This is a genomic window from Humitalea sp. 24SJ18S-53, assembly GCF_050632385.1.
GTDB lineage: Bacteria > Pseudomonadota > Alphaproteobacteria > Acetobacterales > Acetobacteraceae > Humitalea.
On record NZ_CP192599.1, the window covers coordinates 4962488 to 4988241 of the forward strand.

At 69.4% G+C, this 25754-nt stretch carries 25 protein-coding genes; 12 read left to right on the plus strand and 13 right to left on the minus strand.

The genetic code is table 11. The features are described 5' to 3' along the window. Nucleotides 1-20 precede the first annotated feature (20 nt). The 6 genes from arsJ to ACQW02_RS23895 form a co-directional block, all read right to left on the minus strand. Nucleotides 21-1262, minus strand: a complete 1242-nt coding sequence (gene arsJ / locus ACQW02_RS23870; RefSeq protein ID WP_431282411.1) for an organoarsenical effux MFS transporter ArsJ — start codon at nucleotides 1260-1262, stop codon at nucleotides 21-23. Next, nucleotides 1259-2299: an ArsJ-associated glyceraldehyde-3-phosphate dehydrogenase gene (locus tag ACQW02_RS23875; RefSeq protein WP_431282412.1), complete on the minus strand. Its 1041-nt coding sequence runs from the start codon at nucleotides 2297-2299 to the stop codon at nucleotides 1259-1261. The genes arsJ and ACQW02_RS23875 overlap by 4 nt, the downstream gene beginning before the upstream one ends. Further along, entirely contained in the window at nucleotides 2296-3150 is an 855-nt protein-coding gene (locus ACQW02_RS23880; protein ID WP_431282413.1) for a metalloregulator ArsR/SmtB family transcription factor, read from the minus strand. The genes ACQW02_RS23875 and ACQW02_RS23880 overlap by 4 nt, the downstream gene beginning before the upstream one ends. A gap of 69 nt (nucleotides 3151-3219) precedes the next feature. Further along, complete coding sequence (locus ACQW02_RS23885; protein WP_431282414.1) at nucleotides 3220-5289, minus strand: acetate--CoA ligase family protein; 2070 nt, start codon at nucleotides 5287-5289, stop codon at nucleotides 3220-3222. Next, nucleotides 5286-6080 carry an enoyl-CoA hydratase/isomerase family protein gene (locus tag ACQW02_RS23890; protein WP_431282415.1) on the minus strand — a complete coding sequence of 265 codons (795 nt, stop codon included), beginning with the start codon at nucleotides 6078-6080 and terminating at the stop codon, nucleotides 5286-5288. The genes ACQW02_RS23885 and ACQW02_RS23890 overlap by 4 nt, the downstream gene beginning before the upstream one ends. Nucleotides 6081-6108: 28 nt before the next feature. After that, nucleotides 6109-7092 (minus strand): Bug family tripartite tricarboxylate transporter substrate binding protein, encoded by a 984-nt coding sequence (locus ACQW02_RS23895; RefSeq protein WP_431282416.1) that lies wholly within the window; start codon nucleotides 7090-7092, stop codon nucleotides 6109-6111. 100 nt (nucleotides 7093-7192) lie between these two features. Between ACQW02_RS23895 and ACQW02_RS23900 the strand changes: the two genes are divergently transcribed. After that, nucleotides 7193-8083, plus strand: a complete 891-nt coding sequence (locus ACQW02_RS23900) for a LysR family transcriptional regulator (protein ID WP_431282417.1) — start codon at nucleotides 7193-7195, stop codon at nucleotides 8081-8083. A gap of 324 nt (nucleotides 8084-8407) precedes the next feature. On the opposite strand, the gene ACQW02_RS23905 is transcribed toward ACQW02_RS23900, so the two are convergent. After that, nucleotides 8408-8893, minus strand: a complete 486-nt coding sequence (locus ACQW02_RS23905) for a hypothetical protein (protein ID WP_431282418.1) — start codon at nucleotides 8891-8893, stop codon at nucleotides 8408-8410. A 695-nt stretch (nucleotides 8894-9588) separates the two neighbouring features. Then, nucleotides 9589-10656, minus strand: coding sequence for an extracellular solute-binding protein (locus ACQW02_RS23910; protein WP_431282419.1), 1068 nt, complete (start codon nucleotides 10654-10656; stop codon nucleotides 9589-9591). Between the two features lie 203 nt (nucleotides 10657-10859). Between ACQW02_RS23910 and ACQW02_RS23915 the strand changes: the two genes are divergently transcribed. The 4 genes from ACQW02_RS23915 to ACQW02_RS23930 all read left to right on the plus strand — a co-directional run bounded on the left by ACQW02_RS23915 (nucleotide 10860) and on the right by ACQW02_RS23930 (nucleotide 14854). After that, on the plus strand, nucleotides 10860-11876 hold the full coding sequence (locus ACQW02_RS23915) for an enoyl-CoA hydratase/isomerase family protein (protein WP_431282420.1): 1017 nt from the start codon (nucleotides 10860-10862) through the stop codon (nucleotides 11874-11876). Beyond that, nucleotides 11873-13090: a cupin domain-containing protein gene (locus ACQW02_RS23920; RefSeq protein ID WP_431282421.1), complete on the plus strand. Its 1218-nt coding sequence runs from the start codon at nucleotides 11873-11875 to the stop codon at nucleotides 13088-13090. The genes ACQW02_RS23915 and ACQW02_RS23920 overlap by 4 nt, the downstream gene beginning before the upstream one ends. 2 nt (nucleotides 13091-13092) lie before the next feature. Beyond that, on the plus strand, nucleotides 13093-13521 hold the full coding sequence (locus tag ACQW02_RS23925) for an OmpA family protein (protein ID WP_431282422.1): 429 nt from the start codon (nucleotides 13093-13095) through the stop codon (nucleotides 13519-13521). 151 nt (nucleotides 13522-13672) lie between these two features. Continuing rightward, nucleotides 13673-14854 (plus strand): IS481 family transposase, encoded by a 1182-nt coding sequence (locus tag ACQW02_RS23930; protein WP_431282423.1) that lies wholly within the window; start codon nucleotides 13673-13675, stop codon nucleotides 14852-14854. Nucleotides 14855-15094: 240 nt separating this feature from the next. Here ACQW02_RS23930 and ACQW02_RS23935 read toward each other — a convergent pair whose 3' ends face one another. The 3 genes from ACQW02_RS23935 to ACQW02_RS23945 form a co-directional block, all read right to left on the minus strand. Next, nucleotides 15095-15529: a cupin domain-containing protein gene (locus ACQW02_RS23935; protein WP_431282424.1), complete on the minus strand. Its 435-nt coding sequence runs from the start codon at nucleotides 15527-15529 to the stop codon at nucleotides 15095-15097. 128 nt (nucleotides 15530-15657) lie between these two features. After that, entirely contained in the window at nucleotides 15658-16011 is a 354-nt protein-coding gene (locus ACQW02_RS23940) for a c-type cytochrome (RefSeq protein ID WP_431282425.1), read from the minus strand. After that, nucleotides 16008-17012, minus strand: coding sequence for a virginiamycin B lyase family protein (locus tag ACQW02_RS23945; RefSeq protein WP_431282426.1), 1005 nt, complete (start codon nucleotides 17010-17012; stop codon nucleotides 16008-16010). Before ACQW02_RS23945 ends, ACQW02_RS23940 begins: the two co-directional genes overlap by 4 nt. A gap of 124 nt (nucleotides 17013-17136) precedes the next feature. Here ACQW02_RS23945 and ACQW02_RS23950 point away from each other — a divergent pair, with 124 nt between their 5' ends. From ACQW02_RS23950 to ACQW02_RS23975, 6 genes are all read left to right on the plus strand, one after another. Continuing rightward, complete coding sequence (locus ACQW02_RS23950) at nucleotides 17137-18081, plus strand: SMP-30/gluconolactonase/LRE family protein (RefSeq protein ID WP_431282427.1); 945 nt, start codon at nucleotides 17137-17139, stop codon at nucleotides 18079-18081. 88 nt (nucleotides 18082-18169) lie between these two features. Next, nucleotides 18170-19240 (plus strand): dTDP-glucose 4,6-dehydratase, encoded by a 1071-nt coding sequence (rfbB, locus tag ACQW02_RS23955; RefSeq protein WP_431282428.1) that lies wholly within the window; start codon nucleotides 18170-18172, stop codon nucleotides 19238-19240. Beyond that, entirely contained in the window at nucleotides 19237-20118 is an 882-nt protein-coding gene (rfbA, locus tag ACQW02_RS23960; RefSeq protein WP_431282429.1) for a glucose-1-phosphate thymidylyltransferase RfbA, read from the plus strand. The genes rfbB and rfbA overlap by 4 nt, the downstream gene beginning before the upstream one ends. Beyond that, on the plus strand, nucleotides 20115-20672 hold the full coding sequence (gene rfbC / locus ACQW02_RS23965; protein ID WP_431282430.1) for a dTDP-4-dehydrorhamnose 3,5-epimerase: 558 nt from the start codon (nucleotides 20115-20117) through the stop codon (nucleotides 20670-20672). Before rfbA ends, rfbC begins: the two co-directional genes overlap by 4 nt. Nucleotides 20673-20680: 8 nt before the next feature. Further along, nucleotides 20681-21571 (plus strand): dTDP-4-dehydrorhamnose reductase, encoded by an 891-nt coding sequence (rfbD, locus tag ACQW02_RS23970; protein WP_431282431.1) that lies wholly within the window; start codon nucleotides 20681-20683, stop codon nucleotides 21569-21571. Between the two features lie 63 nt (nucleotides 21572-21634). Next, the gene (locus ACQW02_RS23975) at nucleotides 21635-22129 is read left to right on the plus strand and encodes a flavin reductase (RefSeq protein WP_431285966.1); all 495 of its coding nucleotides are present in this window, start codon (nucleotides 21635-21637) and stop codon (nucleotides 22127-22129) included. Between the two features lie 30 nt (nucleotides 22130-22159). On the opposite strand, the gene ACQW02_RS23980 is transcribed toward ACQW02_RS23975, so the two are convergent. Further along, nucleotides 22160-23707: a sulfatase-like hydrolase/transferase gene (locus tag ACQW02_RS23980; protein WP_431282432.1), complete on the minus strand. Its 1548-nt coding sequence runs from the start codon at nucleotides 23705-23707 to the stop codon at nucleotides 22160-22162. 230 nt (nucleotides 23708-23937) lie between these two features. On the opposite strand from ACQW02_RS23980, the gene ACQW02_RS23985 reads away from it, so the two are divergent. Continuing rightward, nucleotides 23938-24450 (plus strand): hypothetical protein, encoded by a 513-nt coding sequence (locus tag ACQW02_RS23985; protein WP_431282433.1) that lies wholly within the window; start codon nucleotides 23938-23940, stop codon nucleotides 24448-24450. Between the two features lie 13 nt (nucleotides 24451-24463). Here the strand turns inward: ACQW02_RS23985 and ACQW02_RS23990 are convergent, their stop codons facing one another. After that, complete coding sequence (locus ACQW02_RS23990; protein ID WP_431282434.1) at nucleotides 24464-25582, minus strand: branched-chain amino acid ABC transporter substrate-binding protein; 1119 nt, start codon at nucleotides 25580-25582, stop codon at nucleotides 24464-24466. Nucleotides 25583-25754 lie beyond the last annotated feature (172 nt).

Genomic DNA, 25754 nt, shown 5'->3' on the forward strand with positions numbered 1-25754 from the left:
CGCGGGGCGTGACGTGGGGGTCAGGCGGCCCGGCGGCCCGGCAAGGTCACGGTCGGCAAGGCCACGGTCGGCAAGGCCAAGGTCAGCGCCCAACACGCCGCCAGCATCATGGCCGATCCGATCAGGCAGGCCGCAAGCCCCGCCCAGGCGTAAAGCAGCCCCGACAGCAGCGTCCCGCCAAAGCGCCCCACCGCATTGGCGGCGTAGTAGAAGCCGACATCCTCCGCCGCCTTCGCATGGCCCGCATAGGCCAGGACGAGGTAGGAATGCACCGATGAAGTGACGGCAAACCCCAGGCCGAACAGGCACAGCCCGGCCGGCACGAAAAGGTCCGGCCGCGGCACGCCCGCCAACAGCAGCGCCGCCATGACGGCCGGGACCAGCGCCAGCGCCAGCGACCAGGCCCGCGCCGCCGGCACCTCGGCCGACAAGCCCTCGGCGCTTTGGCGCACCAGGGCGGGTGCGGCCGCCTGGATGGCGCCGTAGCCGATGGTCCAGAGCGCCAGGAAGCCGCCGACCGTCGTGAAGGCCCAACCCGAGGCATAGAGAAACACCGGCAGCCCGACCACGAACCAGACATCGCGCGCCCCGAACAGGAAGACCCGCGCCCCGGCCAGCAGGTTCACGCCCCGGTTCCTGGCGAACAACTCCCTGGCCGATCCCGATGCCCTGGCGCGGCCCATCAGCGGCGGCAGCGACAGCACCACCGCGACCAGGATCGCGCCCAGCAACGCCGCCATGGCCCAGAGGGCGCCACGAAACCCCAGCCCCTCCAGCAGCAGGCCACCAAGGAAGAAGCCAAGACCCTTCATCGCGTTCTTGCTGCCGGTGAAGAAGGCGACCCAGCGGAACAGCCGCCCCTTGGCATCGCCCGCGGTCAGCTTGATCGCGGATTTGCTCGCGGTCTTGGTCAGGTCCTTGGCGATGCCGCAGATCCCCTGCGCCAGCACCACCCAGGCGATGGACAGCGTCGCACCCCAGGCCGGGGACATGGCCGAAAGAAGCAGGAACCCGACGATCTGCGTGGACAGCCCCACGGCCAGCATGCGCGCGATGCCGAAACGGGTGGCGAGCCAGCCGCCGGCCAGATTGGCGCCGACGCCGGCGGCCTCATACAGCAGGAACAGCAGCGCCAGGGTAAAGGGGCTGTAGCCCAGCCGAAAGAAATGCAGCAGCACCAGCATCCGCAACGCGCCATCGCTGAGCGTGAAGCCCCAATAGGCCGCGGTGACGATGGCGTAGTCGCGGGCGCCCTGGTTCACAGCCCGACACGCGCCATGTGGCAGGCCAGGTCCACCATGCGGCAGGCGTAGGCCATCTCATTGTCGTACCAGGCATAGATCTTCAGCATCGTGCCGTCGGTGACCATCGTGGACGGCGCGTCGATGATGGCGCTGCGCGTGTCGCGCGCGTAGTCGGCCGAAACCAGCGGGCGGGTTTCGCAGCCCAGAATGCCGGCGAGCGGCCCGGCGGCGGCGGCGGCGAACAGCGCGTTCACCTCTTCGGCCGAGGTTTCGCGCCGCATCTCGAAAACGCAATCGGTCAGCGATGCGTTCAGCACCGGCGCCCGTACCGCATGGCCGTTCAGGCGGCCCTTCAATTCGGGATAGATCAACGCGATGGCGGTGGCACTGCCTGTCGTCGTCGGCTGCAACGACAGCATCGCCGATCGTGCGCGGCGCAGATCCTTGTGCGGGGCATCGACGACGGCATTGGTGTTGGTCGGATCGTGGATGGTGGTGATCTGGCCGTGCCGGATGCCGATCGCCTCATGCACCACCTTCACCACTGGGGCGAGGCAGTTGGTGGTGCAGGATGCGGCGGTGACGATGGGGTGGCGGGCCGGGTCGTAGAGCGTTTCGTTCACGCCAACGACGACATTCAGCACGCTGTCGAATGTGACCGGGGCCGCGACGATGACCCGCCTGGCGCCCCGGTCCAGATGCCCTTGCAGCGTTTCGGGCGTCAAGAACTTGCCCGTGCAATCCAGCACCACATCGACGCCGAAATCGCCCCAGGGAATGTCGCCGGGCCGCGCATGGTCGGAAAAGCCGATCCGGCGGTCGCCGATGCGCAAGGCCTCGCCCTCGGCCGCGATGCCGCCACGCCAGCGGCCCTGCACGCTGTCGAATTCCAGCAGATGCGCGCAGGTGGCGGCACCGCCCTTGGTTTCATTCAGGTGGACGATGTCCAGCCGGTTGCCGCGGCGCGGGTCGTCCGGCTGGCGGTCGGCGGCCCCCATGGCCGCGCGCAAGGCCAGGCGGCCGATCCGGCCCAACCCGTTGATGCCGACCCTCATGCGCGGACGACCGCGTGCGGATCGGCCAGTTCGTCGACCCGCGCCTTCAGCGCCAGGCGGTCCAACGAGGCGATGGGCAGGCTGGCGAAGGCTTCGAGCCGGCGGCGCAGCCCGGCATAGACCTCGTTCAACAGGGTCGCACGCTCCGCGACGCCGCCGCTGAATTTCTTGGGGTCCGGCAGCGGCCAGGCGCCGGTGATGGTGGTGGCGCCGAAGTCGGGGCAGGCCTGGCCTTGCAAGGTGTCGCAAAGCGTCAGCACGAAATCCATTCTCGGGGCGCCCGGGCCGGTGAAGTCGCTCCAGGATTTGGACCGCAGCCCCGACACATCGTGGCCGAGCGTCTTGAGCAGCGACAGGACCTCCGGCAGCGGGCCGCCGGGCGATGGCTCGGAGCCGGCGGAGAAAGCGGCGAAGCGCCCCGGGAAGAACCGGGTCAGGATGGCCTCGGCCATGATGGAGCGCGCGGAATTATGCGTGCAGAGGAACAGCACGTTGAACATCGGCATGATCTTGTCGTCCCGGGTGAAGGTATCGAGCATCCGGCCCAGGTCGCCGCAGCGATCCGGTTGCCCGCCGCAGCAGGCATCGGCCAGGAAGGCGAGCAGGCCGCGCAGCCGGGCCAGCCGCGCCGCGTAGATCAGGCTGCGCCCCTGGCGGGTGGCCGCGACCAGCCCCGCCTGGTCCAGCGCCCGCAGATGAAAGGACAGGGTGGAGGACGGCACGCCAAGCCGGGCGGCAAGGTCACCGGCCGCCAGCCCGGTCGGGCCGGCATCGAGCAGGGCCCGCAGCAGGTCGAGCCGGGTGGCCTGCCCGAGGGCAGCGAAGGCGAAGGCGGCGTCGTCTGATTCCATATTTCCAGTTTAATGGAAACATGGCGGCGCGGCATGACACTCCGATGACGATACGCGTTCAGTGCCCGGTCAGGACAGCACGGCCAACCCGTCGGCCGCCACCACGCCCCGCCCCAGGGGCAGCACGAACAGCGGGTTGATCTCTGCCTCCATCAGGCGCGACCCGATCGCCTCGCCCATGCGGGCAAAGGACAGGATGGCCTGTTCCAGCGCGGCCAGGTCGCAGGCGGGCGCGCCGCGCCAGCCGGTCAGCAGCGGATAGCCCCGCAACGTGCGGATCATGTCCGCCGCATCGGCCGGGCCGATTGGCAGCAGCCGCACGACCGAATCGCCCATCAGTTCGGAGGCGACGCCACCCATGCCGAGCAACACGCCCGTTCCCAACTGCGGATCGCGGATCAGGCCCAGGATGAGTTCCACCCCGCCGCGCACGCGCTGCTGCACCAACAGCCCTTCCGGCTCGATCCCGGTGGCCGCCCGCACCTGCGTCAGCATGTCGCGTGCGGCGCTGGCGATCTCGGCGGCGGGCACACCCACGCGAACGCCGCCGACATCGGATTTATGCAGGATGGCGTTCGACAGGATTTTCAGCACCAACTCGCCGCCGATGCGCTCGGCGATGGCCTGTGCGGCGTCCGGCGTCGCGGCGCTGCCTTCCTGCACGACGGGCAGGCCGAAGCGGGCAAACAGCGCCTTGCTATCGGCCTCGTTCAGCGAACCGGCCGGCAGCGCCGCAAGCGGGTCATGCGCCACCGGTTCCGATGGCGCCACGACGGCGGCGGCGGGCGCGGCCAGCACCGCCAGGACCGAGGCGCAGGCCTCCGGCGCGGTCAGGGCGATGACCCCCTGCCGGTTCAACAGGGCGACGATCTCGGGGGCATGCGGACTGACATAGGCGACGATCGGTTTTTGGCTGCGCGCCTGGCCCTCGGCGATGGCGCCAGCGGCAATGGCGGGCTGCGCCAGGGCGGAACTGCCGACCACCACGGCCAGCGCATCATACTCGGGGCTTTCCAGCAGCGCTTCGATCGCGCCCTTGAACACATCCGGCCGCACCCCCGCCAGGGTGACATCCACCGGGTTGCCAATCGGCTCCTGCGGGTCCGACCCGAGCAGGGCCGCCATCCGCGCCGTGGTCGCCCCATCCGGCATCGGCACCTCGAACCCTGCCAGGCCAAAGGCATCGGCCAGCAGCGCGCCGGCGCCCCCGGTCGAGGTCAGGATGGCGATCCGCCGCCCGCGCGCCCGGCGCGGCTGCACCAGCGCCGCCGGCAGGTCGAGCAGATCGTCGAAGGTGGTCGCGCGGATCACGCCCAACTGGCCGAACAGCGCGTCATACATCCGGTCCGCCCCGGCCAGCGCGCCGGTATGCGACACCGCGGCCCGCGCGCCGGAGGCCGAACGCCCCACCTTGAACACGACAATCGGCTTGCCCGCGCCTGCCGCCCGCAGCGCCGCCGCGCGAAAGGCGCCGGGACGGCGCAGCCCCTCCATATACAGCGCGATAACGCGGGTCGCCGGGTCATCGACCAGGTGTTCGACGAAATCGCTGACGTCCAGGTCGGCCTCGTTGCCGGTCGAGACCAGCTTGGCAAAACCCATCCCGCGCGCGGCACCCCGCGACAGCAACGCACCCAGGATGCCGCCGCTCTGCGACACGAGGGAGACACCGCCCGATGGCAGGTCCGCCGCCTCCAGCGCGCCCGTCGCCGACAACACGATGCGGTCGGTCAGGTTCACCAGGCCGATGGTATTCGGGCCCAGCAGGCGCATCGCGCCCGCGGCCTCGCGCAATTCCAACTGGCGCCGGGCGCCATCGGGGCCGGCTTCGCCATAGCCGCTGGCCAGGACGATGGCAGCGCTTGTGCCGCGGGCGGCCAGGGCGCGCACGGCCTCGGTCGCGCGGTCCGGCGCCAGCAGCACGATGGCGACATCGGGGGCGGCCGGCAGCGCCGCCACATCCGCGAAGCACGGCAACCCCGCGATATTCTGGGCGCGCGGATTGACCGGCCAGATCTCGCCGGAAAAACCGTGGCGTTGCAGGTAGCCGACAGGGCGCCCGGTCATCTTCGCGGGGTCGGCCGAGGCGCCGACGACCGCGACACTACGCGGCCGCAGCAGTCGTGCGATCGCACTCACTTGCGCGCGCCCTTGTCGAGGAAGGCCGTCACCGCCGCGCGATGTTCCGCTGTCGTGTAGCAGATCGCCTGCGACTGGCTGCCGATCGCCATCACCTGTTCGAAACTCGATTCCAGGCTGCGATCCAGCGTCGCCTTGGCAAAAGCCAGCGCCGGGGCCGAACCCGTGCTGAGATCACGCGCCCAGGCCTGCGCCTGCGGCAGCAAGTCTTCGAGCGGCGCGACGCGTTCCACCATGCCGATCGCCAGCGCCTCGGCCGCACCCACGCGGCGGCCGGAGAAGACCAGATCTTTTGCGCGCGCGAGCCCCACACGGCGGGGCAAAAAGTACATGCCGCCGCCATCGGGGATCAGGCCGCGCTGCAAGAAGCTCATCGTGAAATGCGCGGGTTCGGCGGCGATGATGACGTCGCAGCACAGCGCGATGTCGCAGCCGAGCCCGGCCGCCGCACCATTTACCGCGGCGATCGTCGGCTTGCCCATCGCATGCAGCAGCGACACGGCGCGATGCGTATTCTGCTGCCGCTTCCAGCCATTCACCGCAACCTGGTCGGCGGGTGCATCCAGCCGCGCGCGCATGCCGCGAATGTCGCCGCCGGCGCAGAAGGCGCTGCCACGGCCGGAGATCACCAGCGCGCGGATCGCGTCATCCGCCGCGACCCGTTCCAGGGCCGCGATCATCTGCGCCCGCATGGCGTCGTCGATTGCGTTGCGGACGTCGGGGCGGTCGAGCAACAGGGTGGCGATCCCATCGTCGACGGACAGATGGATGGCCGGGGCAGGTTCGGTCATGACGCTGGTCTTTCTTGGTTGAAACAGGTCATTCCGCGCGCAGGTTCGCGCGGCGCACCACGGCGGCCCAGCGTGCGCGGTCGGTCTCCATGAATTCGCCAAGCGCCTGTGGCGAGGCGCTGGATTCGACCTCCACGCCACCCTCGGTCAGGCGGCGCAGAATCTCGGGGTCGACCAGGGTCGCGTTCAGCGCCGCGTGGAGGATGGCGATGCGGTCGGGCGGCGTGCCGCCGGTCGCCAACAGCGCGTACCAGGTCGCGGAATCCAGGCCCGGAAAGCCCTGTTCGGCGGAACTCGCGACATCAGGCAAGGCAGGGCTGCGACGCGGGCCGGCGATGGCGATGGCCCGCAGCGTTCCGGCGGCGATATGCGGCTGCAGCGGCGCGGCCGCGTTGGTCAGGATGTCCAGCCGCCCACCCAGAATGTCGTTCAACGCCGGGCCGGTGCCACGGTAGTGGATCGGTTCCAGCGGGACGCCCAGTTCGACGCCGATCATCGCCCCCAGCGCATGCCCATTGGTGCCGACGCCCGGCGTGCCATAGGTCAGCGGCGGATTGGCCACGCGGGCCACGGCCTGCAATTCCGCAAGGCTGCCGACGTTCAGTCGCGGCGCGGTGGTGATGACATTCGGCGACGCGCCGATGAAGCCGATCGGTGCGAAGCCGGTCTGCATGTCGTAGGGCAGGCGCTGCTGCACCAGGCCGGAGATGATGAACGACCCGCTGCCCGCCAGCAGCACGGTGTGCCCATCCGGCGCCGCCTTGGCGACCACGTCATTGCCGAGCACGCCACCCGCGCCGCCACGGTTTTCCACCACGACCGACTGGCCCAGCCGCGCCGCCATGCCATCGGCCAGCAGGCGGCCCACCACGTCGTTGCTGCCGCCGGGGGTGAAGGGGATGATCAGCCGGATCGGCCGGTTCGGGAACGCGGCCTGCGCGAAGCCTCGGCGCGAGGAAAGGGCGGCGGCGGCCAGGAATGGCACGGCCAGCAGGGTGTCACGACGAAACATGTTTTCTCCCGGGGTTCTTGGGATCCGTCTTGTGGCGGAACGCGCGCCCGCGCGAGGCCATAATCCTTGCCCCACCCCAAGGCAGGGTTATGCTGGATTGATGGACAACCCCCTGCCGCCGCTCGCCGCCCTGCGCGCCTTCGCCCTGGTCGCGGAAACCGGCAGCCTGACCGCCGCCGCCGCGCGGCTGAACGTCACCCAGCCCGCCGTCAGCCGCCGCCTGCGCGAGTTGGAGGAGACGCTTGGCCTGCGCCTGGTGCATCGCGGCGCCAATGCGCTGCGCCTGACCGAAGCGGGCGCGCAATACGCCGCCGCCCTGGCCGAAGCTTTCGCGCGTATCGAGGCCGCCACCGCCGCCCTCGGCGGCCGTGTCGCCGCCCCCTTGCGCATCCGCGCCTACAACACGCTCGCCCTACGCTGGCTGATCCCGCGCCTGCCAAAATTCCGCGCATTGCATGATGGGCTGGAGGTGGAGGTCCTCGCCTCGACCTCCAACGACGTCGATTTCGCGCGGGATGCGCTGGATGCGGCGATCCGCTCGGCGCCCAGCGGCCGGGCGCCGGCGCCGGGGGCGCTGCGGCTGAACCCGCTGCATATCGCCCCCTACGCCACCCCGGCCCTGGCGCGGCGGCAACGGGGGGGCGCGGAGCCCCTGGCCGGGCTGTCGCTGCTCGGCAGCCGCATCCGCCCGGCGGATTGGTCGATCTGGTTCGCGGCCCAGGGCCGGGCCGGGCTGCCGGCCGTGCCCTTGCTGTTCGAAAGCACGTCACTCGCGATCCAGGGCGCGCTGGAGGGGCTGGGCGCCGTGATCTGCGGCCCGGCGATGGTGGCCGATGACGTACGCCGCCGCCGCCTGTCGCCGCTCGCGACGGGGGCCGCGCCGACCGGCGAACACTATTGGCTGATGCTGCCGCCCGGCGTGCCGCGGCCGGAGGCTTTGGCGTTTCGCGACTGGCTGCTTGAGGAGGCGGGAGTGGCGGCGGTGGCTTAGCAAGGTGCTGGCGTGATTCGCTGTCCCTGGCCTTTGGCTGTGGAGGTGTGGATCGGATCAGCCGGGGGCGGGCGCCTAGTTCAGCGACGTCAGTGCCGAGGCGCGTGTCCCGGCATCGCGCCCGCCGCGTCGGATCCGCGCGGTGGCAGCGTCGCGCTTACGCGCGACCCGTTCCGAGTGGACCGCGGCCTGAACTGGGCTTTGCCAAAGGGCTCTTGTCGCGTGGGCGACATTTCCTTGGATACATGGCGCCTGCGGCAGACTCCCGAGGGCGTGTTTCAGAAGCGCCGCGTCACGCCTGAGCCGCGACCAACGCTCTCCGCGCTACCGGTTGTTGCGCATCGCGCAGTCCTCGATGCGCTGGAACACCTGTTGCATCGTCACGCCCTGCAACGGGTAGGGGAAGGTCGTCCCCTCCACGGTGACCTCGAGGTTGCCGCGCACCTGTATCAGGCGCTCGACCTGCTGGCCATTGAGCGGGATGATGGTGCGACCCTGGCCGCCGTCGGTGCGGCCACGGGCGTTGATCGGGCCGCCCGGCGTGCGGATGTTGACCGGCTTGTCGCCGGGCGGATTCACGCCGTTCACCGTCAGAGTGTATTCGCGCCCCACCGCCCAGAAGATCCGTGCGCCGCCCAGCCTGCCCGGAAGCAGGCCGAAGCAGCGGTCGAAGCGGGCGCCTTCGAAGACGCGGAAGATCGCCACATTGCCGATGCGGCCAACCTCCTCGTCGCGGCGCTGGGCCTGCGCCGGGCTGGCGAGGCCGAGCAAAACAACAGATGCGAGAAATGCGGAAAGCCTGGCTTGCATCTGGGTCCCTCTGGCGTCGAAGCCAGATGGCTGAACCTTTCCATGAAGGTCAAGACTGCGTTGGCACGCCGGTTCGCTGCCCGAAGTCGCGGACCAGCATGCGGTTGTTGGTCAGCCGGAATCCCGTCTCAAATACGCTCCAGCAGGCTGCGAAAAACCCATCGCTGTATGTGTGCCGACGTGATCCGCTGTCCCGGGCCTTTGGCTGTGGAGGCGCGTGCCGGAGGCCTTGACCCGAACCCATGGCTACCTGGCCAGCCAGCAAGCGGATCGAGGAGGTCTTCGGCTGGATCAGGCACTCCGCCAGGCCAGGCACCGCGGGATCGGGTGGGTGGGGGCGGTGTTTTCGTTGGCCGTCACCGCCTACATCCTGATCCGGCTACTCAAACGGCTGGGACACCCCGCCTGAACCGTCGCGGTGGCGACGGACAGCACGCATTCGCTACCCCACGGGCGCCGGCCAAGCCCATCAATGAACGTTCTTCAGCAGCCTGCCAGGCCGTTCGACGTGCGCCCTTGCGAACAGAAAATGGCCAAGGGTCCTGCCTCCGAAGTTCGTCGCTCTTCGCGGCGAATTTCAGAGGCGGGACACCAGACCGCGATGCGTTCGCATTCGCTCACGCATCGCGGTCTAGCTTGTTGTTTTGTCGCGTGATTCAGCCCTGCGGCGCATTCGCGCCTACGGCCATCACGCTCTAGGTATCGGCCAGCCACAGGTCGAAGCGCCGCTCCAGCCTTCCCTCGTTCGCGGCCCAAAAAGCCTCGTTCAGCGACAGGCTCGTATCCGCATGGGCCGATGGCAGTTCGGCCAGCGCCGCCGGCGTCATCAGGGCCGGGGCCCCGATCGCCGTGGGCGTGAAGGGGATGCGGGTCGCCAGCGCCGCCTGCGGCCCGGCCTCGGCCGCCAGGCGCAGAAAGGCAAGGGGCCGGTCGTCCTGGTTGCCGCCGCTGGCCCTCGTGGCCGGCAGGACCCAGGAATACAACGTCGTCAGCGCCTTGTCCCAGGCGATGCCCAGCGGTTTGTTCGCCGCACGCCCGGCCGCGGTGATGCGGCCGTTGAAGGCGGCGGCCATGCCGACCTCACCCCGCGCCAGCCACTGGCCCGGCAGGCTGCTCGTATCCCACCAGCGCACGTCGCGCCGGATCAAGGTCAGCAGGCGGAAGGCACGCACCACGCCCTCCTCGGTGCCGAGCGTCGCATACAGCGCCTCCGGCGCCACGCCATCGGCCAGCAGCGCCACTTCCAGCGTGCAGCGCGGGCCCCGGCGCAGCGCGCGCGGTCCGGGAAACCGCGTCAGGTCGAACAGATCGGCCCAGCCTTCCGGCACGCCGGTCAAGGCGGCCGGGTCGTAGCCGAGCACCAGTGCACGGCGCGCGGCCCCCAGGCCGTAGGGATGCACGGCGTCCGGCGCCAGCGTGTCCGGGTTGGCGATGGCGGTCCAGTTCAGCGGCGAGAACAGGCCCTCGGCCACGCCGATCAGCAATTCATCGCCCTCGACCAGCACGACATCCCAGCCGCCGCCATTGGCGCGGGCGCGCAGTTCGGCGATGCCGCCCTCGCGCGTCTCCTCCAGCACGCGGACCCCGGTCGTGGCCTGGAAGGGTCGGAACAGCGCCTCGCGCAGCGCGTCCTGCCAGGCGCCGCCGGTCGTGGCGATGACCAGGTCGCGCCCGGGCTGCGCCTGCGCGGTGATGGCGGGCAGCAAGACGCCCGGCAGAACACCACCAGGGATGAGTGACATAAGCTGGCGGCGGCGCAGCATGTCGCGATCTGACCTTTTCCGTGACGTGCCGGGACATAGGCCGCATCCGCGGCGAAACCATGGCAAATCCGCCCCGTTCGACGCGATGAAACCATTGTGGACGCATCGTTGCCGAATGCCACGAAACGGCCGCGGGCGCGCCGCCGCTGGACGCGGCGGGCGGGGCGGGTTAGCGCAACACCATCCTGGCAGGAACAAACGGCATGACCGAGCCGACCGTGACCGCGACCCAACAGGGCGCGGCCCGCGCCATCCTGATGAACCGCCCCAAGGCGCTGAATGCGCTGGACCACGGCATGATCCTGGCGCTCAGCGCAGCACTGGCCGCCGGGCGCGACGATCCCCGCGTGGCGCTGGTGCTGCTTGAGGGCGCCGGTGGCCGCGCCTTCTGCGCCGGCGGCGATGTGCGGGCGATCCGCGCGGCGGCGGTGGCCCGCGACATGGCGACCATCGACACCTTCTTCGGCGATGAATACGCGCTGAACCGGGCCATCGCGGACTTCCCCAAACCCTGGGTCAGCCTGATCGATGGCGTGTGCATGGGCGGCGGCATCGGCGTGTCGGTCCATGGCAGCCATCGCATCGTCACCGAACACGCGATGCTGGCGATGCCGGAAACCGGGATCGGGCTGTTCCCAGATGTAGGCACCTCCTTCACCCTGCCGCGGCTGCATGGCGCCCTGGGCATGTGGCTCGCGCTGACGGGCGCGCGGTTGCAGGGGGCGGCGGCGGTCGAGGCCGGGCTTGCGACCCATTTCGTGCCGCGCGACGCCCTGCCTGGGCTGCGGGAAGCGCTGGTGGCCGGCGACCTGGCGGCGATCGACCGCGCCGCCGTCAGCCCAACGGGGCCGATCGCGGCCCTGCGGCCCGCGATCGACCGCTGCTTCGGGCAGGAAGACGTCCCGGCCGTGCTGGCGGCGCTCGCCGCCGAAGGCACCGACTGGGCGCGGGCGCAGATCGCCATCCTGGACCGCATGTCGCCGACCAGCCTCTGCGTCACGCATGAACTTCTGACGCGCGGCGCGGGGCTGGATCTGGCATCATGCCTGACGATGGAACGCGCCCTGACCCGACGCATCACGATCCACCCCGACTTCATCGAAGGCGTGCGCGCGGTGCTGGTGGACAAGGACAATGCGCCGCGCTGGACGCCCGCGACCGTCGACGCGGTGGACCCCGCCGCCATCCGCGCCCTGTTCGAACCGGAGACCGCGACATGATCCGCGACCTCGACGCCCTGCTGGCGCCGGTCACCGCCGAAACCTTCATGGCCGAGCATTACGACAAGGCCCCGCTGCACGTGGTGGGCGGCCTGGCCAAGTTCGCCCATGTCCTGTCCTGGCGGCAGATCAACCGCCTGCTGGACATGACGCATATCTGGTCCGCCACCAGCCTGAAGCTGGTGATGGACAGCCAGACCCTGCCGGCCGAACAGTTCTGCACGCGCCAGGTGGGTCGGGATGGCATGCAGGTGATGCAGCCGGACGCGGCGCTGGTGCGCCAATGGGTCGGGCGCGGCGCCAGCGTCGTGATGAACGACGTGGACAGCCTGACCCCAGGCCTGGCCGGTGTGTCGGAAGCGATCGAGGCAGCCGGCTTCGGCAAGGCCCAGGCGAACGTCTATATCTCCTGGCAATCGCACAAGGCGTTCCACGCACATTACGACACCCATGACGTCTGGGCCGTGCAGGTCGAGGGCGAGAAGTCCTGGAACATCTGGGAAGGCCGCGCCGACTACCCGATCCCGCACCCCGCCTTTCGCGGCCAGCCCCAGGCGCATCACGAACAGGCCAAGGGCCGCTTGCGCGAAAAGGTGCTGATGAAGCCGGGCGACCTGCTCTATCTGCCACGCGGCTGGTATCATGATGCCCTGGCCGAGGCGCCGGCCAGCGTCCACATCGCCTATGGCGTGCATGCGCCGCTCGGCATGGATGCGCTGAACATCCTGCTGGAGCGCGCCTTGCACGAAAGCCTGTTCCGCCAACCCCTGCCGCGGCAGGACGGCACGGCGGCAGCCAAGTTCGCGCTGACCAGCCGGGCGGGGTTGCTGGGCCAGAAACTGGCCGAATTCGCCCGCGAGCCGAAGGTGATGGAGGCGCTGGCGGGGTTCGTCGGCGGCTACCGCTTCCAGCGCGGCGGCAACGACCTGCTGGCCGCACGCGGGATTGCGCAGGATACCGCCGATGGCGGCGACGATGCCCCGGCCTGGCGTGTGCTGGCACCGGGGGCCAAGCCGGTGCGACGCGGCGCCGAGCTGGTGCTGAAGACCGCCAGCGGCACCCTGCCGCTGACCGCGCCCGAAGCCGAGGCGGTCGCCTGGCTCACCGGCCGCAACGACGCGACCGAGGCCGAATTGGGCCGGGCGCATCCCGGCGTGCAGGCGGGCACGCTGCTGCAACGCTTGGCCGCCGCCGGCGTTCTGGCTGCACCATGATCATGAAACATCTGATACCCGGACTGCTGTTCGGACTATTGGCGGCCGCGCCCGCCATGGCGCAGGTGCGCAGCTTCTCCTGCATCGGGGCGGAGCGGTTGGAGGATGATGTCTTCGAGGTGCCGTTCCGCAACGGCCGCCCCGAACCCACCGCCGAGTCCTTGCGCACGCCTTTGGCCGCGGTGGTGGCACTGGCGCGCGAAGACCCCGCGCGGAACATCTGCGTGCTGGGCCATGCGCGGCAGGAAGGCGGCCAGACGACCGGCACCCAACTGGCCGCCCGCCGCGCCCGCGCCGTGGCGCAGGCGCTGTCGGCCGAAGGCGGCATCGAACGCGACCGCATCCGGGCCGAAGCGCGCAACCCCGCCTTCAGCCGAAGCGCCGCGGCCGCTGTGGCGCGCCGGGCCGTGACCATCGTGGTGCTGCCGTAGGTGGTTGCTGGACTATGGGAGGTTGCGCCGTGGAGGGGGCTTCGCCCCCTTGTTCAGACCGGAGACATCCCTGACGCCTGTTCGGAGACATGCTTGACGCTTTTGGGCTTGGTTTCTCGGGAGAGGGACGATGCCCTGGAAGGCGTTATCTGTGATCGACACCCGTCGGGAGTTCGTCCGTCTGGCCAGCGTCGGCGATGTCAGCGTGGCGGCGTTATGCCGTCGCTTTGGCATCAGCCGGCAGAGCGGTTTCACCCTGTTGCGGCGTCACCGCGAGGTTGGCGATGCGGGCCTCGTGGAGCGCTCGCGCCGGCCGCACGACAGCCCCAGGCGGGTGGCGCCCGAGATCGAGGCGCAGCTGCTTGCCCTGCGCGCGGCGCACCCGCGCTGGGGCGGGCGCAAGCTGGCGCGGCGGCTGCGCGACCTGGGCGTGGAGGGGGTGCCGGCGCCATCGACGGTGACGCAGGTGCTGCGCCGTGCCGGCCAGATCGACCCGATCAAGGCCGAGCGGCATCGCGCCCTGACCCGCTTTGAACGCCCAGCCCCGAACGAGCTGTGGCAGATGGACTTCAAGGGCCACATCCCGGCCGGCAGCCGGCGCTGCCACCCGCTGACCGTGCTGGACGACCATTCGCGCTACGCCCTGGGCATCGCCGCCTGTGCTGGCGAGACGCTGATCGAGGTCCAGGGTCGGCTGACCGCGCTGTTCCGCCGCTATGGCCTGCCCGGCGCCATCCTGTGCGACAATGGCTCACCCTGGGGCGCCACGGGCCATACCGGCAGGCTGGCGGTGCAGCGCAGCGCCTTCGAGGTCTGGCTGATGCGGCTGGGCGTGGCGACCCTGCATGGGCGGCCGCGGCATCCGCAGACCCAAGGCAAGGACGAGCGGTTCCACCGCACGCTGGATGTGGAGGTGCTGCAGGGCCGGCGCTTCGCCGACCTGGACGACTGCCAGGCGGCGTTCAACGCCTGGCGGCCAGTCTACAACGAACAGCGCCCGCATGAGGCGCTGGGCATGGACGTGCCGGCGAGCCGCTACCGGCCCAGCAGCCAGGGCTTTCCCGAGGTGCTGCCGACGCCCGACTACTACCAGACCGACCTGGTGCGCCGGGTGCGGCCGAATGGCTGCTTCAAGCTGCATGGCAGGATGGTCGGGCTGTCGCAGGCCTTCGCCGGGCTGGACATCGCGCTGCGTGCGACGGGGCGGGATGGCGTGCTGAGCCTGCACTTCATGCGCTTCAGGCTGGGTGAGGTGGACATCACCGGGCCAGAAACGATAATCGGACCCGTCAGGGATGTCTCCGAACACCCGTCAAGCATCTCTCCGGTCTGAACACCCCCTCCTGACCTCCCCCACCAGGGGCCGTGGCCCCTGGACCGCCGCGATGTATTGGCAAGAGAAAGAGAGGGGCGTCGCTGAAACGCCCTTGGCCAAGGGCGCACCATGCCCCTCTCTTTCTCTTGCCAAACGCCGTGGGTTCCAAGGGGCTACGGCCCCTTGGTGGGGAGAGTTTGAGAGGGGCAAAGCCCCTTTCAAAGCGCCACCCCAAAAATCCCCTCAACCCCCAATGCGTTACTTCGGCCAGGGCGTCGGTGGCGGCACGTCGCACACTGGCGTCACGTCCTCTGTTCCGAAATCGGCTGGCGACACGATTTCTAGGTATTCCATGTCCGGCGAGTAGTCGAACAGGTAGTGGCTGATCCCCGGCCGCTGGTGCACGCAGTCACCGGCTTCGACCAGGGTCACCTGGTCCTCGTACATGAACTTGGCCCAGCCCTTGGTCATCAGCACGATCTGGAATTCCGCGATGTGCTGGTGCCAGCCGGTGCCATGCACCGGCGGAGCATCGGGATTGGCCTTGACCAGATGCGCGATCACCCGCCCGCCCGTGGCATCCTTGATGCCCAGGTCGCGGTACAGGAAGAACTCGCGCAAGCCATCCTTGCGCCAGGGCGTGTCGCCCGGCTTGTTATGACTGAAGAGGTTGACCAACGGGCTGTCGAGCATGGCGACACCTTTTCGCGCTTCGGGTGGCGTTGGCGGGCGTTCCCCAGTCCGTCTTCAGTGTGCGGATCAACGAAGTTTGCATGGAAGGTGTCGGTCGGAACAACTGCTTTTCGCAGTCGCAGCAAAAATCAATGGGTGCCCGCCAGGAATCGCACCACCGCCGCGCGGTCATCCGCGTCGCGCAGCCCGTTGCCGCCCATCCACAGGCCCGGGAACATCTCCTCCGGGTCGGCCAGGAACCGGTCGAGCAGGGGCCCGGACCAGACCTGGCCGGCGCTTGCCAACACCGACGAATAATCGAAGCGCGGATCGCCACCGACCCGGCGCCCGATCAACCCCGCCAGGTTCGGTCCCGCACCCGGCGGGGCCGCGCGATCCGCCGCGTGACAGGCGGCGCAACGCGCTTCAAAGATCGCCTGGCCCCGCTCCGCCGCCGCGGCGGGGATCGCGGCCAGCAGGGCCGCCGCGACCAGCGCCCTCAAAGCCCGTATTCGATCCGCACGATCCGGTCCGTGCCGCTTTCCCCACCCCAGGCCTGGCCCGGGACGCCGTCCATCTGGCGGACGTTGGCGTTGGCGCGGTCGGAGGGAAAGCTCTGGAACGCCTCCGTCGTGGGGTCGAAACGCACGATGGCATTGGCCGGGAAATCGGTCAGCCACACCTTGTCGGTGGAATCCACCCAGACGGAATAGGCACGCGGCCTTTCGCCAGGCAGGCGCCAGGCCTTCCACGACCGGTCGCGCGGGTCATGCATGGACACGTTGCCGCTGTTCCATTCGCTGATCCACAGCCGGCCCTGGCTGTCGGTCCAGACGCGGCGCGCGCCCTGGTTCGGGGTCGGCGGTTCGACGATGCGGACGCGTCCGCTGTCCAGGTCCTCGATCTGCGCCAAGTGGTTGCCGGCCAGCGACACGTACCAGATGCCGCCCTGCGGCGTGCGGGTGATGCCATAGGGGCCACGGCCACGCGGGGCCTCCCACACATCCATCTTTTCCGCGCGGGGGTCGAAGCGGCCGTAGATCCCGTTCTGGCCGGTGAACCAGTAGACGCCGCGGTCGTCGAACACGCCGGTGTTCAAATTGCCGTTGGCAAAACGCTCCGGCAGGCGCCAGAGCATGACGCGATGATCGGCCGGATCGACGCGGGCGATGGCATTCTGGCCGCCGTAGGTCACCCAGGCGGCGCCATCCGGCCCGCGGATCACGCCATGCGGCGCCCCGCCTTGGCCAAGCGCCACCACGCGGATCGCGCCGCTCGCGGGGTCCAGCCGGTTCAGCGTGCCGTTGCGCTGGCCGCAGAACCAGAACGTCCCATCGCCGGCCGCGGTCACGTCGCGCGACCCGACGCGCCCGCTGCCGGGGGTGGTCGCATCGAAATAGGTGACGCGGTAGCCAGGCGGCGTGGTTGCCGCCGCGCGGCGCGGGAACGCGGCAGGGCTGGCAAGGATGGCCCCCGACAGGGCCAGCAGGCTACGACGGCGCATCGGATCCTCCCTGAACATTTTGACGAAACATGGTGTCGCACCCCGGTCCGACGCAAGCAGGATCGTCGCCCACGGTGGCGCGCCCGCGCGACCTGTTGCAGGCTGTATGAAAGGAGATCCAAATATGCCCGACGCGCCGCCCTTCGTGCCCTCTGCCCGCTACCCCGATTCCGCCTTCGAGATCCTGCACCCCTCCTTCGCACCCATGCAGTTGATGAATGCCCCGGTGGAGCGGCTGTGGACCGGCGGCGCCTGGGGTGAAGGGCCGGCCTGGTTCGGCGGCCATCGCTCGCTGATCTGGTCCGACATCCCCAACAACCGGATGCTGCGGTGGGAGGAAGAGGGCGGCACCGTCTCGGTCTTCCGCAAGCCTTCCGGCTACGCCAACGGCAATACCGTCGACCGCCAGGGCCGGCTGATCACCTGCGAACACGGCGGGCGCCGTGTGGTCCGCACCGAACACGACGGGCGGGTCACGGTCGTCGCCGCGCGCTTCGACGGCAAGCGGTTCAACAGCCCGAACGACGTGGTGGTGAAGTCGGACGGCAGCGTCTGGTTCACCGACCCGCCCTTCGGCATCCTGTCGAACTACGAGGGCGAGGCGGCCGAGCCCGAACTGCCGCACGGCGTCTATCGCGTGGATGGCACGACCCGCGCGATCACCCTGGTGGCCGATGGCATCGCCGGGCCGAATGGCCTGGCCTTCAGCCCGGATGAGGAAACCCTCTACCTGGTCGAAAGCCGCGCCCAGCCGCGCCGCCTGCTGGCCTTCGACGTGATCGAGGGCAAGCGCCTGGGGTCGCCGCGCGTGTTCATCCAGGGCGCGGTCGGTGAATCGCCCGATGGCTTCCGCGTCGATACCGCCGGCAACCTGTGGTGCGGCTGGGGCATGGGCGCCGGGCTGGACGGGGTGCGGGTGTTCAACCCGGCCGGCGAGCCGATCGGGCATATCCACCTGCCGGAACGCTGCGCCAACCTGTGCTTTGGCGGGCGGCACCGGAACCGGCTGTTCATGGCCGCCAGCCGCTCGCTCTATTCCGTCTATGTGAATGCGCAGGGCATGGCTTGACCCGTCCGGCGCCATGCCCGGGGCTGCCATGTTTCAGCCTTGGGCATGGATTATCCGATTGGATATCCCGAACATAGAAGATGGCTGAATGACGCGGCTCCTGATCACTGGCGGCATGGGGTTCATCGGCTCGGCCGTGGTGCGGCGATTGCTGCGCACCACGGATGCGACGGTGGTGAACGTCGACAAGCTGACCTATGCGGCCAGCCCGGCCAGCCTGGGCGCGCTGGGCCACGATGCGCGCCATGTGCATGTGCGGGCCGATATCTGCGACGCCGCGGCGATGCGCCAGGTCTTTGCGGAATGGCGCCCGTCGCGGGTCATGCACCTGGCCGCCGAAAGCCATGTGGACCGGTCGATCGACGGCCCGGCGGCCTTCATCCAGACCAATGTGGTCGGCACCCAGGTCCTGCTGGAAGCCGCCCGCGAACATTGGATGTCGCTGGAGGGCGCGCAAAAAGCCGATTTCCGCTTCCACCATGTCTCCACCGACGAAGTCTTCGGCTCGCTCGAAAGCAGCGACGATCCGCCCTTCGACGAACACACGCGCTACGATCCGCGCAGCCCCTATTCCGCATCCAAGGCCGCGTCGGACCATCTGGTGCGCGCCTGGCAGCATACCTACGGGATGCCGACCTTCGTCTCCAACACGACGAACAACTACGGGCCCTGGCAATTCCCGGAAAAGCTGATCCCACTGGTCGCGCTGAATGCGCTGGAGGGGCGGGCCCTGCCGGTCTATGGCGATGGCTCCAACATCCGCGACTGGATCCATGTGGAGGACCATGCCGAAGCCCTGTGCCTCGCGCTGTTCCACGGCACGCCGGGCGCGACCTATTGCCTCGGCCCGCGCCAGGAACGCAGCAATCTTGAGGTGGTCCGCGCGATCTGCGCCACCATCGACCGGCTGCGCCCCGATCCCGCCGGCCCCCGCGCACGCCTGATCACCTATGTCCGCGACCGCCCGGGCCACGACTTCCGCTACGCCATGGACCCGTCGGGCGCCGAGGCCGCACTGGGCTGGAAGGCCAGATGGTCCTTCGAGGCCGGGCTGGAGGACACGCTGTCCTGGTACCTGGCCCATGAGGCCTGGTGGCGGCCGATCCGCGACAAGCATTACGCCGGCCAAAGGCTCGGCACCGAAAAGGCATCGACATGAAGGGCATCATCCTCGCCGGCGGTTCGGGCACCCGCCTTCACCCGATGACCTTGGCAGCCAGCAAGCAGTTGCTGCCGGTCTACGACAAGCCGATGGTCTATTACCCGCTCGGCACGCTGATCCTGGCGGGCATCCGCGACATCATGCTGATCTCCACCCCGCATGACCTGCCGATGTTCCGGCGCCTGCTGGGCGACGGCAGCCAGTTCGGCGTCACCCTGACCTATGCCGAACAACCCAGGCCCGATGGCATCGCCCAGGCTTTCGTCATCGCCGCCGACTGGATCGGCGGGCAGCCCTGCGCCCTGGCGCTGGGCGACAACATCGTCTTTGGCGCCGGCATCCCCGAACAGTTGCAGGCGGCCAGCAAGCGGGCCGAAACCGGGCTTGCGACCATCTTCGGCTATCGCGTCGGCGACCCGGAACGCTACGGCGTCGCGGAATTCGACGCGCAGGACCGCGTTCTGTCGCTGGAGGAAAAGCCCGCCCATCCGAAATCCGACTGGGCGGTGATCGGGCTGTATTTCTACGACGCGCGCGTGACCGACATGGCCCGCGCCCTGGTGCCATCGGCGCGGGGTGAGCTGGAGATCACCGACCTGAACAAGGCCTACCTGGCCGATGGCACCCTGGCCTCCGAACGCTTCGGCCGCGGCTGCGCCTGGTTCGACGCGGGCACCCCCGCATCGCTGCTGCAGGCCGCGCAATTCGTCCAGACGGTGCAGGACCGCCAGAGCGTACAGGTCGGCTGCCCGGAGGAAATCGCCTTCCGCATGGGCTTCATCGACGCCGAGGCGCTGCGGACCCAGGCCCGCGCGCTCGGCAAGACCAGCTACGGCAAATACCTCGCGGACCTCGCGGACGGACGGCACGCATGAAGATCGAGCGGCTGGCCATCCCCGAGGTCCTGCTGCTCGAACCGAAGCGCTTCGGCGATGAGCGCGGCTTCTTCTCGGAAGTCTGGAAGCGCAAGCCGCTGGCCGATCTCGGCGTCGATGTCGATTTCGTGCAGGACAACCACTCCCTGTCGGCCGAACGCGGCGTGGTGCGCGGGCTGCACTACCAGCGCGCGCCCTCGGCGCAGTCCAAGCTGATCCGGGTGGTCCGTGGCGCCATCCTGGATGTGGCGGTCGATGTGCGGGCGGGGTCGCCGACCTTCGGGCGGCATGTCTCGGCCGTGCTGTCGGCCGCGAACTGGCGCCAGGTCTATGTGCCGCGCGGCTTCGCCCATGGGTTCTGCACGCTCGAACCCAATACCGAGGTCATCTACAAGGTCGATGCCTATTACGACCCCGCGGCCGATGCCGGCATCCTGTGGAACGACCCGGCCCTTGGCATCGATTGGCCGCTGGATGCGGAGAATGCGATCCTGTCGGCCAAGGACCGCATCGCCCCCCGCCTGGCCGATATCCCGCCCCCCTTCACCTATTGAGGCCCGCCATGCGCCGCATTCTCGTCACCGGACAGGGCGGCCAGCTTGCCACCGGCCTGGCGGAGGCGCTGCCGGCACAAGGGTTCGAGGCGCTGCTGGTCGGCCAGCCCGATTTCGAATTCGACCGGCCGGAGACCATCACCGCCGCCTTCGCCGCCGCCCGGCCCGATGCCGTGGTCAATTGCGCCGCCTGGACCGCCGTGGACGCGGCGGAGGATTCCCCGGCCGAGGTCTTCCGCGCCAATGCCATCGGCCCCGCCCTGGTCGCCGCCCATTGCGCCGCGGCCGGCATCCCGCTGGTCCAGATCTCCACCGACTACGTCTTCGACGGCCAGAAGGGCGCGCCCTATGTCGAGGAGGACGTGCCCAACCCCCAAAGCGTCTATGGCCGCACCAAGCTTTCGGGCGAATGGGCGGCGCTGGCGGGCAATCCGCAGACGATCGTGCTGCGCACCGCCTGGGTGCATGCCCCGATGGGCAAGAACTTCGTGCGCACCATGCTGCATTTCGGCGCCGAACGGCCGGTGCTGCGCGTGGTCGGCGACCAGCAGGGCACGCCCACGGCGGCCCCCGACCTGGCCGATGCCATCGCGTCGATCCTGGCGCGCATCCGCGACGGCGGGTGGCAGCCGGCCTATCGCGGCGTGTTCCACGCGACCAACGGCGGCGCCACCACCTGGCACGCCTTTGCCCAGGCGATTTTCGCCGCCGCCGCGCCCTTCGGCGGCCCCAGCCCGGTGGTGGAGGCCATCGCCACCGCCGATTGGCCGACCAAGGCCACGCGCCCTGCCGATGGGCGGATGGATGGCGGCAAGCTGCAACGGGTCTTTGGCGTCACCCTGCCGCCCTGGGAGGCAGGGCTGGCGCGCGTGATGCGCGGGCTGCAGCACCCAGGCTAATCGCCCCCAGCCCCTTTGCCACGCGGCCCCGGCAGCCTAGATTACAGGTCGCCTAAGGATCCGATCATGCCCGCCAGCCGCCAGGATTTTCGCAACTGCATGGCCCGCCTGGGGGCGGCCGTGAATGTCATCACGACCGATGGTCCCGGCGGCCGCGCCGGCTTCACCGCCAGCGCCGTGTGCAGCGTCACCGACGACCCGCCGACCCTGCTGGTCTGCATGCGCCGGGGCAGCTCCACCTCCGGCGCGTTCGAGGCGAATGGCGTGCTCTGCGTCAACGCCCTGGCGATGGGCCATCAGAGCCTGTCCTCGGCCTTCTCCGGCGCCGGCGATGTCGCCATGCCCGACCGCTTCGCCCTGGCCACCTGGCGCACGCTGGAAACCGGCGCGCCGGTGCTGGACGATGCCGTGGTGTCCTTCGACTGCCGGATCGTCGATTCCGTGGACAAGGGCACCCACACGGTGCTCTTCGCCGAGGTCGAGGCGGTGCGGGCCGGCGAAGGCGCGCATTGCCTGATCTACTGGCAGCGCGACTACCACCGGGTTGGGGCGGCCTGAACCCCTACCACTGGCCCCTACCACTGGCCCCTACCACTGGCCGTAGAACACGCCGCCCTTCTTGTGGTTGTCCGTCACGCGTTCCGCCTCCGCCCAGGTCATCGTCGTGCGGTGCTTCAGCCCGGCGAACCAGGCCAGTAGTTTTTCGCGCATTTTTTCGCGCACCGGTTCCAAGGTGGGATCGGTGCCGCGGTCGAAAAACTCCTCCGGGTCCGCCGCCAGGTCGAAAAGCTGCGGCGGCATGCCGCTGGACCAGTGGATGTATTTCCAGGCCTCGGTCCGCACCATCCAGGCATGGTGTTCCCCGATCGGCAGGCCCAGCCGGCGCCGCGCCCCACGAAAACTCCAGTCGAGTTCCGAAAACACCGCATCGCGCCAAGGCCCTTGCCGCCCGCGCGTCGCTGGCAGGAGAGAACGCCCCTCCATCAAATGCAGCGCGGGGTCCAGGCCCAGCGCCTCCAGGATCGTCGGCAGGATGTCGATCGATTCCACCAGCCGCGTATCCGTGACGCCGCGCGCCGTGGCGTCCGGATCGTAGAGCAGGAAGGGGATCTTCTGGATGCAATCGTGGAACAACTCCTTCTCGCCCAGCCAATGGTCGCCCAGGTAGTCGCCATGGTCGGCGCAGAAGACCACCAGCGTGTCCTGCCACCGCCCGCCGTGGTCCATCGCCGCCCAGACACGGCCGAGGTGATGGTCGAGCTGAGAGACCAACCCCTGGTAGGCCGGGCGCACCGTGTCGATGCAGTCGTCCGACTGGAAGGCGCGGCTGACCTCCTCCTCCATGAAGGCATCCTGGACCGGATGCGCGCCGCGTTCCGCCGGGCTGCGCGACACCGGCAGGCATTCCTTCGCGCTATACATCGCATGCCAGGGCGCCGGCGCGACATAGGGCCAATGCGGCTTCACATAAGACAGGTGCAGCACCCAGGGCCTGTCGCCCTGCGCCTCGATGAAGCGGATCGCCTGGTCGGTCGTATAGGCGGTTTCGCTGTGGGCATCGGCGACCTTGGCCGGAAAGCGCGCGTTGCGCATGTGCCAGCCGGACTGGGTCTGCACCGCATCGTCGGTGACGGCGATGACATGGTCTGTCCAGGGATCCGCACCGCCATAGCCTTGCGCGCGCAAAAAGTCGGCATAGGCGCTGTCGGGTTCGGCGTGGTGGCCGTCGTGGCGATCGACCACGCTGAACCAGCCTTCGCGCAGCAGCACAGCCAGTTCGTCGGCGCCATCCACCGCCAGGCGCCGCATCCCCTGCCGGTCCGGCACCACATGCGTCTTGCCGGCCAGCGCCAGCGTCCGCCCGGCCTCACGCAGGTGCCAGCCAAGCGTCACCTCGCCCACCGACAGCGGCACCCGGTTGTGCGTGGCGCCGTGGGAGGAGACGTAGCGCCCGGTATAGGTGGACATGCGCGACGGGCCACAGATGCCCGATTGCACGAAGGCATTGGGAAACCGCGTCCCACGCGCCGCCAGCGCATCGAGGTTCGGCGTCTTCAGATGTGGATGCCCGGCGCAGCCCAGGTGGTCCCAGCGTAGCTGGTCGGCCATGACGAAGAGCACGTTCCGCACGGTCATTCCTCTTTTCCCCCTGCCCCGACATGATCAGCCTGGACCATGCTCCAGGCCTGCGCCTGCACGGTGCACAGGAAAAAGGACAAGCCCCGATCGCGGCGTTTCGCCGACGCGGGTGGGCCGCGCCCAGGTTTCCCTCGACGTGCCGGCCACCGATCGTGCAGCATCGTTGCGCCATCGGCGCGGGCTGCGCACAGCAGAATACGCACCCGCCCTGACGGAGGAGGGACGTCATGTCGTCGGCAACCACCATGCAACGCGGTCTGGCCCTGGCGTTTGGATTGACGCTGGCCCTGGCGACCGCACCGGCGGCCCAGGCCCAACCGGCCGCCGCCCCCTCGGCCGCCGAACAGGCCACCATCCTGCGCGCCGCCGGCTTCGTGCAGCGCGGCGGCGCCTGGGTGGGATGCGAAGGCCAGTCGCGCGCCAGCATCGAACCGGGCGATGTGCGCGACATCAATGGCGATGGTTTGCCCGAAGCCTTCGTCACCGATGGCGGCACGGCCTGCTACGGCATGACCGGCCAGGGCTTCGTGCTGCTCACGCGCGGCCAGAACGGCCAGTGGCGCAAGGTCTTCGAAAGCCCGGGCATCCCCACCGTGATGACGACATCGGCGAATGGCTGGCCCGACCTGCAGGTCGGCGGACCGGGCTTTTGCCACCCGGTCTACCGCTGGAACGGCCGGACCTATCAACAGAACCGCTTCGTCGAGGAGCAGCGCGGCGCTTGCGCGCGGCGCCGCTGACCCCGACGCGGCATTACACCTCGGCGTAGGCGCCGTTGCGCCAGATATAGAAGACGTAGTCGGGCACGGTGATGTCGCCCTTGGGGGTGAAGGAGATCGGGCCCAGCACCGTCTCCCACGGTCCACCCGACTTCAGCACCGCCGCGATCCGGCGCGGATCGACCGCGCCGACGCGCGTGGCGCCCTGGGCAAAGATCTGCACGGCGGCATACGTATAGAGGACATAGCCCTCCGGATCGATGTTGCGCGCGCGGAACCGTTCCAGCACCGCCGCCGCCGAAGGCCGCTTCCGCGGGTCGGAGGAGAAGGTCATCATCGCCCCTTCGCCGGCCGGCCCGGTGATCTGCCAGAACTCGTTCGTCACCAGCGCGTCGCCGCCGATCAGCGTGACGTTCAGCGCCTGTTCCTTGGACTGGCGCAGGATCAGCCCCGCCTCGGTGTGGTAGCCGCCGACGTAGACGACATCGATGCCGGCCTGCTTCATCCGGCTGACCAGCGCGGAATAGTCGCGCTCGCCCGGCGTATAGGCGGCGTAGAGCGTTTCCGTCACGCCGGCCGCGTTCAGCGCCTTCTTGGTTTCTTCCGCGAGACCCCGGCCATAGGCCGAGTTGTCGTGCAGGATCGCGACCTTCTTGCCGGCGAAGTTGGCGGCGATATAGGCGCCGGCCACCGCACCCTGCTGGTCGTCACGACCGCAGACGCGGAAGGTGTTCCACTTGCCCTGCTCGGTGAAGGCGGGGTTGGTGCTGGCGGGGCTGATCTGCAGCACGCCTTCCTCGGCATAGACATCGCGCGCCGGGATCGACGAGCCGGAGCAGTAGTGCCCGGCGACGAATTTCACCTGGCGCCCCGACAACTGGTTGGCGACCGACACCGCCTGGCGCGGGTCGCAGGCGTCATCGCCGATTTCCAGGACGAGGCGCTGGCCGAGCACGCCGCCGGCGGCGTTGATGTCTGTCACCGCCTGTTCAGCCCCGGCGCGCATCTGCGCGCCGAAGGCGGCGTTGGATCCGGTCATCGGCCCGGCGGTGGCGATGCGGATGGTGCCCGCCTGGGCGCGGGCGGATCGGGTGATGAGGCCCGCGGCACCGAGCGTGGCAGCGGTGAAGAGCGGGCGGCGACCGATGGTCATGGGCTGTCTCCGGAATCTGGGTAAAGGGAGCCTAGGACATCGGACGTGGCCGGCGCCAGTGAGACAGGTTCCAGTGAGTCACGTCGGCGTCATAGCGCGGAAGTGATCGGTCTCGATTGGGGGGAGCACAGGTTACACGGCTTGGCGCATGGTGTTGAAAAGCGCTAGGGTA